The organism is Burkholderia cenocepacia (genome assembly GCF_014211915.1).
Lineage (GTDB): Bacteria > Pseudomonadota > Gammaproteobacteria > Burkholderiales > Burkholderiaceae > Burkholderia > Burkholderia orbicola.
Genome location: NZ_CP060041.1, coordinates 470,481 through 485,145 on the forward strand (window position 1 = coordinate 470,481; position 14,665 = coordinate 485,145).

At 67.9% G+C, this 14,665-nt stretch carries 13 protein-coding genes; 4 read left to right on the forward strand and 9 right to left on the reverse strand.

Annotated features, from left to right (window positions below; genetic code table 11):
* Window positions 1-5: 5 nt before the first annotated feature.
* The 4 genes from SY91_RS31330 to SY91_RS31345 all read right to left on the reverse strand — a co-directional run bounded on the left by SY91_RS31330 (window position 6) and on the right by SY91_RS31345 (window position 3,943).
* Window positions 6-908, reverse strand: a complete 903-nt coding sequence (locus SY91_RS31330; protein ID WP_023476381.1) for a LysR substrate-binding domain-containing protein — start codon at window positions 906-908, stop codon at window positions 6-8.
* A 208-nt stretch (window positions 909-1,116) separates the two neighbouring features.
* Window positions 1,117-2,028 (reverse strand): NAD-dependent epimerase/dehydratase family protein, encoded by a 912-nt coding sequence (locus tag SY91_RS31335; protein ID WP_023476382.1) that lies wholly within the window; start codon window positions 2,026-2,028, stop codon window positions 1,117-1,119.
* A gap of 343 nt (window positions 2,029-2,371) precedes the next feature.
* Window positions 2,372-3,541 (reverse strand): class C beta-lactamase, encoded by a 1,170-nt coding sequence (ampC, locus tag SY91_RS31340; RefSeq protein ID WP_023476383.1) that lies wholly within the window; start codon window positions 3,539-3,541, stop codon window positions 2,372-2,374.
* Window positions 3,542-3,694: 153 nt separating this feature from the next.
* Window positions 3,695-3,943, reverse strand: coding sequence for a hypothetical protein (locus SY91_RS31345; RefSeq protein ID WP_185921503.1), 249 nt, complete (start codon window positions 3,941-3,943; stop codon window positions 3,695-3,697).
* Window positions 3,944-4,153: 210 nt separating this feature from the next.
* Between SY91_RS31345 and SY91_RS31350 the strand changes: the two genes are divergently transcribed.
* The 3 genes from SY91_RS31350 to SY91_RS31360 are packed head-to-tail and all read left to right on the forward strand — an operon-like array spanning window position 4,154 to window position 8,240.
* Window positions 4,154-5,461 carry a hypothetical protein gene (locus tag SY91_RS31350; protein WP_006481119.1) on the forward strand — a complete coding sequence of 436 codons (1,308 nt, stop codon included), beginning with the start codon at window positions 4,154-4,156 and terminating at the stop codon, window positions 5,459-5,461.
* Entirely contained in the window at window positions 5,455-6,237 is a 783-nt protein-coding gene (locus SY91_RS31355) for a DUF1266 domain-containing protein (protein ID WP_023476385.1), read from the forward strand. Before SY91_RS31350 ends, SY91_RS31355 begins: the two co-directional genes overlap by 7 nt.
* 14 nt (window positions 6,238-6,251) lie before the next feature.
* Complete coding sequence (locus SY91_RS31360) at window positions 6,252-8,240, forward strand: DUF4034 domain-containing protein (RefSeq protein ID WP_239068216.1); 1,989 nt, start codon at window positions 6,252-6,254, stop codon at window positions 8,238-8,240.
* Window positions 8,241-8,286: 46 nt separating this feature from the next.
* Here SY91_RS31360 and SY91_RS31365 read toward each other — a convergent pair whose 3' ends face one another.
* On the reverse strand, window positions 8,287-9,099 hold the full coding sequence (locus tag SY91_RS31365) for an alpha/beta fold hydrolase (protein WP_006481116.1): 813 nt from the start codon (window positions 9,097-9,099) through the stop codon (window positions 8,287-8,289).
* A 70-nt stretch (window positions 9,100-9,169) separates the two neighbouring features.
* Complete coding sequence (locus tag SY91_RS31370) at window positions 9,170-9,652, reverse strand: hypothetical protein (protein ID WP_043887618.1); 483 nt, start codon at window positions 9,650-9,652, stop codon at window positions 9,170-9,172.
* Window positions 9,653-10,046: 394 nt separating this feature from the next.
* Between SY91_RS31370 and SY91_RS35325 the strand changes: the two genes are divergently transcribed.
* A complete protein-coding gene (locus SY91_RS35325; protein ID WP_006767081.1) occupies window positions 10,047-10,181 on the forward strand; it encodes a hypothetical protein in 135 nt (44 codons plus the stop codon).
* 140 nt (window positions 10,182-10,321) lie between these two features.
* Here the strand turns inward: SY91_RS35325 and SY91_RS31375 are convergent, their stop codons facing one another.
* From SY91_RS31375 to SY91_RS31380, 3 genes are all read right to left on the reverse strand, one after another.
* The gene (locus SY91_RS31375) at window positions 10,322-12,745 is read right to left on the reverse strand and encodes a glycoside hydrolase domain-containing protein (RefSeq protein WP_260632526.1); all 2,424 of its coding nucleotides are present in this window, start codon (window positions 12,743-12,745) and stop codon (window positions 10,322-10,324) included.
* On the reverse strand, window positions 12,742-13,134 hold the full coding sequence (locus SY91_RS35330) for a hypothetical protein (protein WP_260632527.1): 393 nt from the start codon (window positions 13,132-13,134) through the stop codon (window positions 12,742-12,744). Before SY91_RS35330 ends, SY91_RS31375 begins: the two co-directional genes overlap by 4 nt.
* A gap of 309 nt (window positions 13,135-13,443) precedes the next feature.
* The gene (locus SY91_RS31380; protein ID WP_023476389.1) at window positions 13,444-14,631 is read right to left on the reverse strand and encodes a YncE family protein; all 1,188 of its coding nucleotides are present in this window, start codon (window positions 14,629-14,631) and stop codon (window positions 13,444-13,446) included.
* Between the last annotated feature and the right edge of the window lie 34 nt (window positions 14,632-14,665).

Here is a 14,665-nt window from a genome sequence, read left to right on the forward strand (position 1 = left end):
CGACATCAATCGATGTCGCCGCCTGCCTTCAACTGCGCGCTCACATAGTCGAGAAAGCTGACGATGCGCGACGACAGCGTCGTGTTGCGATAAAACACCGCATGAATCGGCTGGCGGAACTCGAGGGTGTCGTCGACGAGCAGTTCGACGAGGCTGCCATCGCGGCGATGCGTGCCCGTCATGTAGTCGGCGAGACATACGACGCCCGCGCCATTGAGCGCGAGCGTCAGCAGCGTCTCGCCGCTCGACGCCTGCAGCGCCGGATGAATGCGGTACACGCCATCGTCCGCGGTGCGCAGCGGCCAGTGGTTCAGCGTTTCCGGCTGCACGAAGCCGAGCAGCGTGTGGTTCGCGAGATCGGCGACGCTCGCCGGCACGCCGGCTTTCTCCAGATAGGCCGGGCCCGCCAGAATGCGCAGCCGGCTGCTGCCGAGCCGGCGCGCATGCAGCGTCGAATCGCGCAGCTCGCCGATCCGGATCGCGACGTCGGTGCGCTGTTCGAGCAGGTCGATGATCTCGTCGCTCGTATGAAGTTCGGCCTCGATCGCCGGATACGCGTCGCGAAAGCCCGGCATCATCGGCGCGATCACATGCTGCATGAACGGCATCGCCGCATTGATCCGCAACCGCCCGGCCGGCGCCTCGCGCTGGCTGACGATCTGTTCCTCGGCGAATTCGACCGACGCGATGATCTCGCGCGCGTAGTCGAGAAAGAGCTTGCCCTCCTCGGTCATTTCGAGGCGGCGTGTCGTGCGGCGGATCAGCGTGGTGTCGAGTTTCTCCTCGAGACGCCGCAGAATCCGGCTCATCACCGAGGTCGGCTGATGCAGTTTGTCCGCCGCGCCCGTCAATGAACCGGTATCGGCGATAGTCACGAACGCGAGCATCTCGTCGAGGGTCGTCTTCATGGTCGGCAGTCGTCAGCGGTATCAGGGACCGTCACGATAGTGCCGCCGCGCCGCTTTGATAAGCGGGTTCGCGTGCGAATCATAGTTGATTTCGATTCAATAATGCGCGGCGAATATTGTCGGAATATTCGGATGTGAAACGGGCAGCCGGGCCTGCAAGCACGCGCGGATCGACGCGCGTTTCAGCAGGCAACGCGGTGCGGCAGCGTCAGGCCGCGACGGGCATCTCGTGGCGAATCCAGTCGAGCATCGCGCCGTGCCGCGGCGCCCACCCGAGTTCCCGTCGCGCCCGCAGCGCCTTCACGCGGCTGTTCGAGGCGAGCGAGAAATGCGCACGCGAGTGACCGAGCACCTCGACGGCATCGGCGACGTCCCATTCGACGACCGAGCGCAAACCGAGCCGCGCGGCGAGCGCAAGACCGATTTCCGCGAACGACGCTTCGCCGTTTTCCGCGAAGTAGAACGCGCCCGGCGGCGCGGCATGGACCGCGCGCAGATAGAGATCGGCGACATCGTCGACGTGCACGTTCGACCAGCGGTTCAGCCCCTTGCCGATCACGCGCACCGCGCCGGCGTCGCGCGCGATGGCCGCGAGCAGCGGCAGTTGCGCGCTGTCGCGACGCAGCCCGAGGCCGTCGCCGTAGATCATGCTGTTGCAGATCACGGCCGAGCGGATGCCGAGGGTGGCGGCCGACATCACGAGCCGGTCGATCGCGCGGCGCTCGGCCTTCGCGGGGTGGACGATCGGCGTCGTTTCGTCGAACACGATCGCATCGCCGTGCGCGCCCTGCGCATCGTCCGCGATCACGCTCGTGCCGCTCGTGTGCAGGAACGCCTTGCCCGAGCCGCTCAGCGCCGCGATGATCGTCTCGACGGCCTCGCGGTGATCGCTGCTCGCCGCGTTGACGACGCAGTCCGCGTCGCGCGCGAACGCATGCAGCAGCGCCGTGTCGTCGAGCGTGCCGACGACCGGCATGATGCCGGCCGCCGCGAGTTTCGCGGCGTTGTCGCCATCGCGCGTCAAGCCGGTGACGACGTGCCCGGCCGAGACGAGCCGCGCGGCCACCGATCCGCCGATGTAGCCGGTCGCGCCCGTCACGAATATCCTGCTGCCTTTCATCCGCTGCTCCGGGAAGCGAGGCGGGCCATGCGGCGCACGTCTCGCGAAATATCGTGCGTCGCAGTATCGACGGCCGGTGCCGTCGGCGGAAGAGGTGAATCGCTAAAACAGTTTTGCGCGCGGCGGGATGATGGGTCGTGTCGGACGAAACCCGCTTCGATGGGCGTGCAGCCGTTCGCTGTGATCTCGCGCCGCCGGCCGCGCGTCGTCGAGCGCGGCCCCGCCCGTGATTCCGCCCCATGCGATGCTCGATCGGTCCGCCTCCGTCGACCGGTGTCGCGCTCGCCGCGCACCGGCTTGCCCGCCCATCACGGGCATTTCCCGACAGGCGGGCATGGCGACGTCACCGCCCGTCGCCGAGCGACCCGAGAATCCGGTAGGCGACCTTCACGCGGTCCTCGATCGGCACGTTGCCGTTCGCGAGCATCACGATCCCGATCCGCTTCGCGGGAACGAACGCGACGTACGTGCTGAAGCCACCGGTCGAGCCCGTCTTGTTGATCCAGGTCGCGGGGTTCGGCGCGAGCGGCGGCTGGATCGCGCTGGCCGGCACCGCGTCGAACAGCATCTTCGGCGCGTTGCCGGCCAGCAGCGTCGGCAATGCGACCGGGTACGGATACTGTTCCCAGATCAGGTCCTGCGTCAGCGGCCCCGCGCGGAAATAGCCGGCGTGCGTGCGTTCGATCGCGCGCTGCAGGCGCGGCGCCGTCTGGATCATCCCCAGGTTCGCCTGCACGAAGCGCAGCAGGTCGGCCGCCGTGGTCCGCACGCCGTACGCCGGCTGCCACAGCATGCCTTGCGTCATCCGCACCGGCTTGCCGTCCTTCGTGTAGCCCTGCGCATAGTCGGCCATGCGCGCGGCGGGCACGTCGATGTACGTGTGCGTCATCCCGAGCGCGGGAAAGAGCCGCTGCTCCATCAGTGTCGCGAAATCCTCGTGCATCGCCTTCGCGGTGAGCCAGCCGAGCATGCCGATCGCGACGTTCGAATACTTGCGGTGCGTGCCCGGCGCATACTCGGGCCGCCACGCGTCGAGGTAGCGGATCAGGTCCGCATCGTCGCGAATGCTGTCCGGCACCTGCAGCGGCGTCCCGCCGGGCGTGTGCGTGCCGAGCTGAAGCAGCGTGACGACGCCGAACGGCTTGCCCTGCAACTCGGGCAGATATCTGGCCACCGGGTCCGCGAGCGACAGTTCGCCGCCCTCCTGCGCGTCCGCGGCGAGCGTCGCGGTCAGCGTCTTGCTGACCGAACCGATCTCGAAGAGCGTGTCGCCGGTCACCGGCTTGCCGGTCTGCTTCGACATCACGCCGTAGTCGAACACCTGCGGCTTGCCGTCGGCGACGATGCCGATCGCCATGCCGGGGATCGCATACTGCTTCATCAGCGGCGCGATATGGCGCGTGACGGTGTCGTGGAGGTCGTCCTGCGTGACGGCGGCCGCGCGACCGGCCGTGGCGGTCGCGCATGCGGCGACGAACAGGGTCGCGGCGACACGTGTCGCATTGAATCGCATGAGGGCGGTTCCTTCTATTTCCGATGGTTGCATGGACAACAGATCCGGCCGCGCCGCGCGGAAAAGGCGGCGGCCGTCCTGTCGAAGCAGGACTATCCGCTACCGTCCGACCGCCAACAATCGACGATATGTTGCGCGAGCCGAAAGAAAAACTTATGAAATAGGCGGAATGCGGGACGAGGCAGCCGCCATGGCCGGACCACTCACCCGTTTTCCGGGAAAACCTGTCGGTTTTAACAGCATCGAATCCGGCGGCCGAATGGCGCCGCGTCGAAAATCGACGAAAAAGAGATAAGTCTTGTCAGATCCACGGGTGCCGGCCAGCCGCGCGATTGATTCATCCGCACGGATCGAAGTAGACTCGCGGAAGCCAAAAATAAGATCCGACCTGAGAGAATCCATGAATCGCCCTTTTCCGCTCGTCCGCTCCCGAGTCATCGGCTCCCGCGCGCTCGCGTGACGTTCACGCACCGCCCGACCTGAACCGGACTACGCGACGCCGCCGCGTTTGTTTGCGCGCGTACGCTCGTCGTTTCGCCGTTGAGTCAGAAGAACCGCCAGGGTCCCGCGCGCACCGCCCGCGCACGCCCTGCCCGACCGGAGAGTGAGCCCGTGACCGAAACCTTGGCCGCGTCGGCCTATCGGCCGCGCGATGTCGTCAATGCGCCCGACATCAAGGCGGCCATCGCCCGCCGCAGCGCCGCGCGCGGCGATCCGGCCGAGATCCGCGCATGGCTCGGCAATCATTTCTTCCGCTGGGTCGTCGGTGCGTTCGAGCAGGCGCAGCCGCTCGCTTCGCTCGCCGATTACCGCGCGCTCGCCGGCGCCGACCGGCCGGCACCCGAATGGCTCGTGCGCCGGTTCCGCGCGCAACCGGCATCTGCGACCCCCGCGACCTCCGGCGCGGCGGCCGACGCGGCGCTACCGCCCGCCGCCGAGCCGACGCCGCTCTACTTCATCGATTCCGAGCACATGCTGCTGATCGATCGCGAACGCGTGCTGGTCGAATTCCTGCGCTCGCGCGCCGGCACGCGGCTCGCGCAGAAACTGCAGCGCATCACCTGCGCGATGGCGCTCGACATGTGGGAACGCGAGCACCAGCGGATGCAGGCGCGCCGCGACAAAGGCTGGGTGCCGAGCAGCGGCCTCGCGCTGCGCGAGGTACTGCGTACGCCGAACGGGATCGTGTTCGAATTCGTCGGCGATCATGCGGCGCTGCGTGAGGAGCTCGCGTACGAGTCGTACTACATGCAGCACTGCCTCGGCCAGTTCGCCGATCGCCGCCGGTTGCGCGGCGGCTACGGCGAGCAGTACGCGCAAGCCGCGCGGGACGGCCGGCTGCGCCTGTTCACGCTGCGCGGCGCGGGCAACCAGCCGCATGTGACGATCAGCCTGCAGGTCAGCGGCGACGGCCTGCGCATCGACCAGATCAAGGGCAAGCAGAATCGCCATCCGGTGCGCCGCTATGCCGACGACGTCCGCCAGTTCCTGCGCGCGCTCGCGCCGCGCGGCGAGCGTCACCCCGATTGCGAGGGCATGGGCCTCGTGTTCGAGCCGGATGCACCGGGCGCGGCCACCGGCGCCTGGACCTTCGTCACCGACGTGCGCTCGCCCGACCATCTGCTGAGCGTGATGAGCGCCAACTTCCATCTGATCGAGCATTTCGAGCAGCCGCCGGCCGTGCTGCAATGGCTGCTGTTGCGCAACGCACCCTATGCGCTCGGCCAGTTGCGGCAGATCGATCCGGCCGTCGCGGCGGCCGCGCGCCATGCGTTGCCGGCCGATGCGCTGCCCGCCGCGCGCACGCCCGACGCACCGCCGGCCACGGCCGCATTCGAGATCGAAGGCATCGCGATCGATCCCGCGCTGTGCGCGGCGTTCGCGTTGCCCGTGCCGGCGGACGGGAGTCCATCATGCTGAAACTGCTGCTTGGCGCGGCCGTGCTATGGCTCGTGTGGTACGTATGGCGCTCGTTCCGGGTCGCCGCGCGGCTGGTGCGCGAAGTCGACGCCGACCAGGCCGCGGGCGCCGACGGCGCGGTGCCGGTGCGGCAAACCACGGCCGTCCGGCTCGCGCATGCGCAGGCCGAGCAGGCGCCGCCGAACCGCCGCCGCTGGGCGCTCGCGCTGGCCGACATCCTGCTGATCCGCAACGGGCTGCGCTGCGATTGCGACGACCTCGTCTATACGCTGCCGGACTCGCAGCGCGAACAGCTCGCGCGCCAGCTGCGGCGCGAACTCGACCTGCCGGCCGACCTGCCCGAGTGGCAAATCGTGCAGCGCGTGCCGTCGATCCTCGCGGGCTGGATTCGCGGCGTCGGTCGCTCGCACGACGGCTTCTACGAGCAACTCGCCGCGCTCGGGCGCGTGCGCGACGCACTCGCGTTCGACTGCGCGCGCACCGCGTTTCTCGTGCGCTGCATCGCGCTGCTCGGCTGGGCGTCCGAACAGCACGCGTGGGTCGTGCTGCTGCTCAATGCGCAGCGCGCGCAGGACAGCTTCGACAGCTGGGAAGATTTCGGGCTCGCGTATGCGCGGGCGCGCCAGCAGTGGCTGCGCGGCAGCGGCCAGGACGGCCCCGCGTCGTCGCGCGCCACGCAGGAAGTGCGCGAGCACCTGCGCAATCCGTCCGGAAACTGGCTTGCGCTGCCGTGGAAGCGCTACCGCATCTTCGATCCCCAACCCGTTTCGTCATGACCGCCGATACCGACATGTCCTCCGCTTCCGCCGACCTGATTCCGCCCGCGCCATCCCGCTGGCACATTTGCGACGTCGACGCGCTGCTGCGCGCGGGCGACCATGCCGCGCTCGACGCGCAACTCGATGCCGCGCTCGCCGCCAGCTTCGCCGATCGCACCGCCGAAGCGCGATACGTCGACGCGCTGCCGGCCGACGTGCAGCCGTGCATCGACGCCGGCGCCGAAGGCCTCGCGCGCCTGCGCGCGTGGCAGGCCGCGAACCCGCGCTCCGCGCATGCATGGCTGTGCGAAGCGCATTACTGGCATCACTGGGCCTACGAGTACCGCGGCAGCGGGTGGGCCGAAACGGTGACCGAAGCCGGCTGGATCGGCGCGCATGCGTGCGCGACGCTGACGCTCGTCGCCGCGCTGCGCGCGCTGGTGCTCGCGCCGACGATGTGGAGCGCGCCGATGGTGATCTTCACGAGCGTGTCGTCGTTCGGCGAACCCGAGTGGCTCGCGCAGCTCGTGCGCGAGCGCCGCTGGCCCGTCACCGAGTTGCACCTGAACGCCGGCGCCGAGGACGAAGCCACGCGCGCCGAACTGCAGCACATGTTCGCGCGTTCGGGACTGAATCCCGACGTGCCGGCCGCCTGCCCGCCGGAATTTCCCGACGCGCTGCCCGGCGCCGTCCAGGGCAAGAAGCTGCGCAAGGAAAAGTGGTACTGGATGGAGGCGACGCTGCACATCCACCCGACGCTGTTCTTCCCGATGCGCACGTTCATCTGGTACATGCAGCCGCGCTGGGGCGGCTCGCACGATCACATTCGCGCGTTCGTCGCGTCCGACGCGTGCGCGCACCTCGATGCGATCGAGAAGGACCGGCTGCTGCACGAGATCTGGCGCGACGACTACGCCGGCAACACGCTCGACGCGGATGACGACGAAGACGATGCGCGCCGCGCGATGACCGCGACGCTCGCGCGTGCGCAGGCCGCGCTGCATCCGTACCACCGCTGGGAGACGCTGCACTGGCTCGCGTACAGCCATTTCAAGCGCAGCGAGTACGAACAGGCCTACGCGCGGCTGCAGGAAGCCGAACGCAACGAGCCGATCGACGACAACCGCGCCATGGCGATGGGTTTGCGGCTGGCGCTCGGCCTCGATCCACAGGGCGGCTGGCTGCCCCGCGCGATCGAACGTGCATCGGACGCACGCGCCTGCACGTCGGCGATGATCCTGCGCGGCTACGCCCATCGCACCGGCACGTTCGGCTTCGCCCAGGACGACGCGCGCGGCGACGCCTGGCTCGAAGCCGCGCGCGAGAATGAGCCCGGCTCGCTCGCATGGAACCAGATCGCCACCGCGTTCGAGTATGAAAACCGGCGCCCCGCCGATGCCCTCGCCATCTGCCAGCTCGGCTACGAGGCGGGCGGCGATTCGTGCGACTACCTGCTCGGCTGCTTCTACAAGGAAGGCATGCATGTCGAGGCCGACCCGTACCGCGCCGCCCACTACTTCCGCGAATCGATGGAGGCCGGCGGCAACATGGCAGCGTACCGGCTCGGCTACACGTACCATCACATCGGGCAGACCAGCACGGACCGTGCCGAACGCGTGCGCATGCAGACCGAGGCCGTCGAGGCCGCGCGCAAGGCGCACGAGATGGGGCATACGGACGGCCTGGAGTGCATGCTGATGTTCATCGGCGACATCGAGGACTATCCGTCGCGCCATCGCTACGTCGACGAACTGCGCCGACATGCCGAAGGCGGTCACCCGGCCGCGATGGCCGCGCTATCGTTCTTCCTTGCCGACATCAACGACAAGTCGCTGTACGACTATCGCGAAAGCGTGCGATGGATCATGGGCGCCCAGGCCATCGCACCGGACGACGAATACGTGCTGAACATCACGCGTGTCAGCCACGAAGACGGCATGCTCGGGAAGCTTCGCTACAAGCTGCAGCGCAAGCAGATCAAGGCGCACGAGATTCCGGGCGCCGACAACGCGATGGTCTGAACCCGGGCTGACGCACGCGCCCGCTCGCCGGCGGGCCGTGCGTGCATCACCCCGGCAGCCGGTCGAGAAACGCCAGCATCGCCGCATTGAACCGCGCGGGCCGCTGCAGCGGCGCGAAATGGCTCACGCCGGGCAGGATCGTCAACGTCGCGCCGGGGATCGTCCGCGCGAGGTATGCCGCATGCTCGGGCCGGATGAATTCGTCGTGCTCGCCCTGCACGATCGCGACCGGTACGGCGATCGCCGCGAGATCCTGCGCGGTGTAATTCGGTTGCGTGCGCATCATTTCGCTGACGGCCGCGACGAACGCGTCGAACTGCTCCGGCGTCGCGGACAGTCTCACATAGTCCTTGCGATGCCGCGCGAAGCAGCGGTCGATCAGCGGGCTCGGCGCCATCTCCTTCGTGCCGCCCGGATCCATGTTGCAGGCGAAGAAGAACACGCCGGCCGCGCGTTCCGGTGCGCGCGCGGCCAGCACGAGCGCGATGCATGCGCCGTCGCTCCAGCCGACGAAGCGTGCATGGTCGACCTGCAGCGCGTCGAGGACGGCCAGCACGTCCGATGCCATGCGTTCGTAGGAGTAGGGGCGTTCGTCGCGCGTGCTCCGGCCGTGGCCGCGGCTGTCGATCACGATCGCGCGGTAGCCGGCCGCGAGCAGTGCCGGCACCTGGTTGCCCCAGTTGCCGCCGTGGCCGAGGCCGCCGTGCAGCAGCACGACCGCCGGCCCCCGGCCGAACGACGCGTGCCAGATGCGCGCGCCGTCGTGGTCGAGCCACCCTTCGGCGTCGGCTGCCGGCAGCGGCGTGCCGCCGTGCGCGTCGAAGCGAATGAGTTCGTCGTCGTCGAGTTCCGCATTCATCGTTCAGCCATCCTCGAGAAGGAGACGAGCTTGCGATTGTAATGCGGGCGGCCGACGCCGCCGTGGCCGCTCAGGCCTGCGTCGACACCAGGCCGCCCGACGGCGAGCCGCCGGATTTCTCGAGTGCCGCGGCGAGTTGCGAGATCGCCGTCGCCAGCGCGGCCGAAATCGCGCTGGCTTCCGCGCTCAGCGACTGCTGTTCGACGGCCGCGGCCGGGTCGTCCTTCGCGCGCTGGGCGGCGGTAGCCATCTGCCGCTCCAGCGTCGCGAGCTGCTTCTGCAGCCGCTCGATCAGCGCCTTCAACTGGGCAACTGCTGGGTCTTCCGACGATGCGCCCGCCGCACCGGGCGTTTCGCCGGTGGCGCCGGCCGAATCCTTCGTGCCGGAGGTGCGGGAGGTATTTGTCGTACCGGTCGCACCCGTGGTGCCGTCCGTGCCCGTCGCGCTCGCGGCATTCGTTGCGCCGGTGGGCGACGTCGCGGAGGGCGGATTCGCGGCCGCGCCGCTATCCGCGAGCGGGGATCGCACGGTCGGGGGGAAATCGATCTGCATCGTGTCGGTCCGTATGTCGGTAAACGAAGTGACAGGGCGAAAATCGCCTTCCAGTTCGTTTACGGCATTCGTCACACGAAACTTGAATATCGGGGCCGGGTGGATTGCCGTGCGATGAGCACAATGGATCGGGAAAGGGCCAGATTGGCGGCATGACGGCGCTGGTAAAATCGCCGCTTCGCCGGCTGGCTACGCATGTCGAGCGCCTTCCCGTGCTCGACCGCGACGCCGCCGGCTTCGACTCCCGGCCCCCGTTGCGCGCGGCATGCGACATGGGCCGGCGCCGCGATCGCGGCTTCCCGAGTAGCCGTTTCCGTCCGCATGCGCTCGCCCGCTCGAGCGGCGAACGCCGCGCGGCACACATTCACCTCATCACGCATTCGAGGAACACACGATGGCCCGCATCGGCGCCTTCTGCATCACGACGTGGCTCGCCGCCGCGATTCTCTACTTCGGCCAGCACTCCGTCGCGATGATCGTGCTCAGCGGTGTCGTGGTGTTCGGCGGATTCGATCTGCTGCGTCCGTAAGTGCGCGGCCGTACCGGGTGCCTCTTGTCGCACGCATCCTCGTGCGTGCGTCGCAGGTTCGCCAGTTCCTTCAATCCTTGAAGCGCTGCGACGCGCTCGACGGATGCGCGCAGCGCGGCGCCCCGCGCGCACCCTTGCGTTCATCGCACGCCGCCCTGGTGCTGCATGCGCATCGCGGTTGAGGCACCGCCCGCCGTCATCTGCGTGTAGTCCGCATTCGGCCCGGATGGCGGCGTCAGGTTGTCCGCGGCCGCCCATTGCGTCGGCGTGGCGGACAGCGCATAGCTCATCGCGCCGCCATTGGCGATCTTGCCCAGCGGCAGCCACGAGCCCGCGTAGTCCGCGCCGTTGACCTTCAGCGACTGGATGTACGGGAACGCGGCATGGCCGGTATCGTCGGCCGCGACCTGCTTGTCGCTTTCGAGTCGCAGCGTCTTGCCGTTGCCGAGCCAGACCGTGATCCCGCTGAACTGCGGCGTCGACAGCGCAAGACCGGCTTCCGACGGAATCACCGGGAACATGCCGAGCGTCGCCCACACGTACCAGCTCGACGTCGCGCCCATGTCGTCGTTGCCCGGCAGGCCGTCGCGGCCGGTGCCGAACGTCTGCGCCATGATGATCGGCAGGATGTACTGCGCCCCGCTCGGTTGCCCGGCCCAGTTGTAGCCCCACGGCGACTGGAACGACGGTTCGTTGCCGATATAGAGGCCGTTCGACGATTCGCCACCGTTCAGGCTGCCGGCGGTCGGCACGGTCGAATACGGCGTCGTGATCGAGAACAGCTTGTTGAGCCGCGCGACGGCCGCCTGCTTGCCGCCGATCGCGTCGATCAGCGCGGACCAGTCCTGCGCGAAGGTCCAGAAGTAGTTCGGCTCCGTCGATTCATGGAACGCGCCCTGCACGAGCGTGCCCAGCGTGCCGGGCGCCGCCCCGGCCGGCGGCGCGTTGCGCGCGGCGATCACCTTGTTCGGGTAGTCGAAGATGTTGCGCCACCACGACGCACGCGTATACAGCGTGCCGATGTTGTCCGCCGTCACGCCGACCGACGGCGCGTTCAGCACGCCGGCAGGCAGCGCCTGCAGGAACGCGGCCGCGGAGCGGTCGCTCAGCACGCGCTCGATGGTCGCGGACGACGAATGGCCATCGTCGCTCTGCGACAGGTAATGGGCCGTCAGGAAGTTGGCGAGCCCGGGCGCACTCGCGCGGTCGTTGCACGCGCTCGACGGATCGAACACCGACTGCTTCGTCAGCCGTGCGGCCGACACCAGGTCGAAGTCGGTCGCGCCGAACTTGTAGGAACCGGCAATCACGTTCAGTGCGTTGTCGCCCGCCATCGGCGTCGAATCGTCGCTGCCGTCGACCCAGTGCGGGAACGCGCCGCATTGCAGCCCGTCGACGACGAGCGACTGCATCATGTCGCTCGCTTCCCGCGGGGCAAGCAATGCCAGCAGTTGCGCCTGCGACCGGTACGTATCCCACAGCGAGAAGCCCGTGTAGTGATTGGCGCCACCGCCTTGCGAGCCGTCCGGACGTTTGTACGCGTAGTCCTTCACGTTCGCGGTGGCACGCTGCGGGACGGTGCCGGTCCGGTCGACCGAGGTCGGATAGCTGCCGTTCGCGTTCCTCGGCTGACGCATGCTGCGGAACTCGCCATTCGTGTCGCTATAGAGCGTCGGCGCGCTGAATACGTGATACAGCGCCGTATAGAACTTCGTGAGGTTCGCCTTCTGCGTGGCGTTCAGCACAGCCGGGTCCTTCGCCTGATCGATCTGGATCGTATTGAGCCGGTCGTTCCACGCCGCCGATGCCTTCGCACGCGCATCGTCGAACGCGAGTTTTTCACCCTCGGCCGCGAGGTTCGCCTGCGCATTCGACACGCTGACGGACGAGATGCCGACCTTCACGGTGACGGTCTTGTCGGCATCGGTCAGGTCGAACTGCAGCGTCGCGGCGCCGTTGCTCGCGGTATTCACCGACGACGTACCGGTTTGCTTGCGCAGCGGCTTGTCGAAGGTCGCGTAGAAATACACGGGAGCATTCCAGATCGTGCCGTACGGCGTGCAGAACGCCGGCGCGACCGCCTGCCCGCTCATCGACTTGCCGTCGCCGGCGATCGCAAGCGCCACGTTGTTCGCGGTGATGCTCGTGCTGCCCGAATCGCTGTTGCCGTTCAGCTTCGCATCGACCGAGAAGAAACCCTTGTCCTTGTCCGTGTACGTAAAGCGCGCGAGGCCGGCGCGCGCGGTCGCGCTCACCTCCGTCGTGATGCCACTCGCGAGGCGTACCTTGTAGTAGCCCGGTTGAGCCACTTCGTCCGAATAGCTGTATGCGATACCGGTCGGTCTGCCGCCCGGCGCGATGGCGTTCGCCCCGTCGGTGGGCAGCATCGCGACCGCGCCCTGCCCCGGACAGCCGACGCCGCTCAGGTGCGTGACGCTGAAGAAGTCGATCGTGCCGCCCGACCCACCCGACGACAGGTAGCCGCCCGAGCCGTTGAAGTTGTAGCGCGGTGTGTTCGGACCGAAATCCACCATTCCGAACGGCACGGTGGCGCCCGGGTTCACGTTGCCCCGTAGCCGGAGTCATTGTTGACCTGCGTGCCGATCAGCGGGTTGACGAACTGCGTCAGCTGCATGTTGGTGCGCGCGGGCGTGGACGGTTGGCCGGGTTGTGATGGCTGCCCGGGCTGCGATGGCCCCGATGTCGATGGCCCGTCCGTGCCGCCATTACCGACGGTGCCGCCGCTGCCGGCGATCGACGGGCTGTTCACGTCATCGCCGCCACACGCGGCGAGCGCCGCACACGTCAGCGCAGCGACGATCAAGAGTCGTGTATTTTTCATTTTTCGTTTAGCACCGTTAATTAAACGAATCATCCTGCATCGACGATGTTCCGGCGGGACGTCAGGCTTGCCACCTTGCGCGGCGCGGCGCGACGCCGGCTGGTCTCCCATCGGCGTCGCACGGACTTCCGCTTGTGACTACCCGGCGCGCTATCGCGCGGCCCGCGATTTACCTCGGACCGTCGGCGCCGTTCCCGCGGGCCTACAGTGCCGCAACGACTGTTTATTCACCACAAGAAGTTTCCCGAATTTTCAGTTTGTTTAACTAAACAAATGGGAGTTAAGTGGCTTTGGGTATAAATTGCCGAGGCTTGTTGCGTTGCAACCAGACTGGAAAGGAGGGGGCTCGACGGGCACCCGAAGAAACCGGGTGCCGTTTTCACTCAGGGATACGAACGAATGGATGAAGCGTGCGACGCGTCAGCGCGGCAACGTCCTCAACGAAGACGGCCCGCCCGTCAGCGCGATCCGCTTGCCCGTATCGCGCAGCTTGCCGCCTTCCACCGCATACAGCGCAAGCTGCCGTTCGACGTTGAATTGCACGATCACGTGCCGGCTGTCGGCGGTAAACACGATGCCCTGCGCGGCTTCGCCGCCCGGCACCTCGTTCACCTTCACGGCCCGCCCGTCGCGGATCTCGAACAGCAGCACCTTGCCGAGCTTGTGGCGGCCCGGGTTGTCGGCCGTCAGGTTCGAGCCGTCCATCGCCTGCACGGCGATCCACTTGCCGTTCGGCGAAATCGCGACGCCTTCCGGCAGCGACGGCACCGTCAGGTACTGAACCGTGCGGAACGGCACGCGCGACACGTCGATCAGCGCGACCGAATCGGCGTCGCCCGCCAGCGTGCCGGTGTAACCCGGCAGCCCGGCGAGCCCGACGTTGCTGACGACGGCCCAGCGGTTGTCGCTCGACACGTCGATCGTGTAAGGTGCGACGCCCGTGCTCAGGCGCGTGCCGCTGTCGGTCACCTTGCCGTCGTCGACGTTCAGCACCGCAATGCCCTGCTCGTCGCGCAGCGACACGAGCGCATGCCTGCCGTCGTGCGTGAAGCTGATCCCCGCCAGCCGCTTCTTGCCGATTTTCAGGTTGCCTTCGAGCGTCACCTGCGTGCCGTCGATGCGCAGGATCGACACGCTGCCGTCGACGTTGGCGACGAGCGCCAGCCGGCCCGAGCGATCGATCGCGATCCCTTGCGGATGCGTGCCGAGCTCGATGCGCGTGATCGCGGGCGGTGCGCTGTCGAGATTCACGACTTGCAGAAACGTGTCGAATACGAGCTGCTTCGCGGCCGTGTCATAGCGCGTCGGCGCGCCGACCAGCGCAAGCTTCGCGTCGGGCGTGATCGCGACGGCCTGCGGCGGCCCCTGGATGCCGTTCTCGACGTCGACCTGCAGCGCGACCTTCGGCGGGAAGGTACTCGCATCGAGCAGCGTCAGCGTGTCGGCGGGCGGGGAGGGCAAATAGGTGTCGCGGCCCTCGACGCGCTGGTACTTGCCGTCGTTGCCGGACACGATCCAGTCGGCGGCGTGCACGGCAACGGCCGTCGTGGCGAGGGTCAGCGCGGCGAGCAGGCGCGCGCTGCGCAGGCGGAAAAGGTTCGAATGCATGGCGGTCGGTTCTCCGGATCGGTTGCGGACGCAA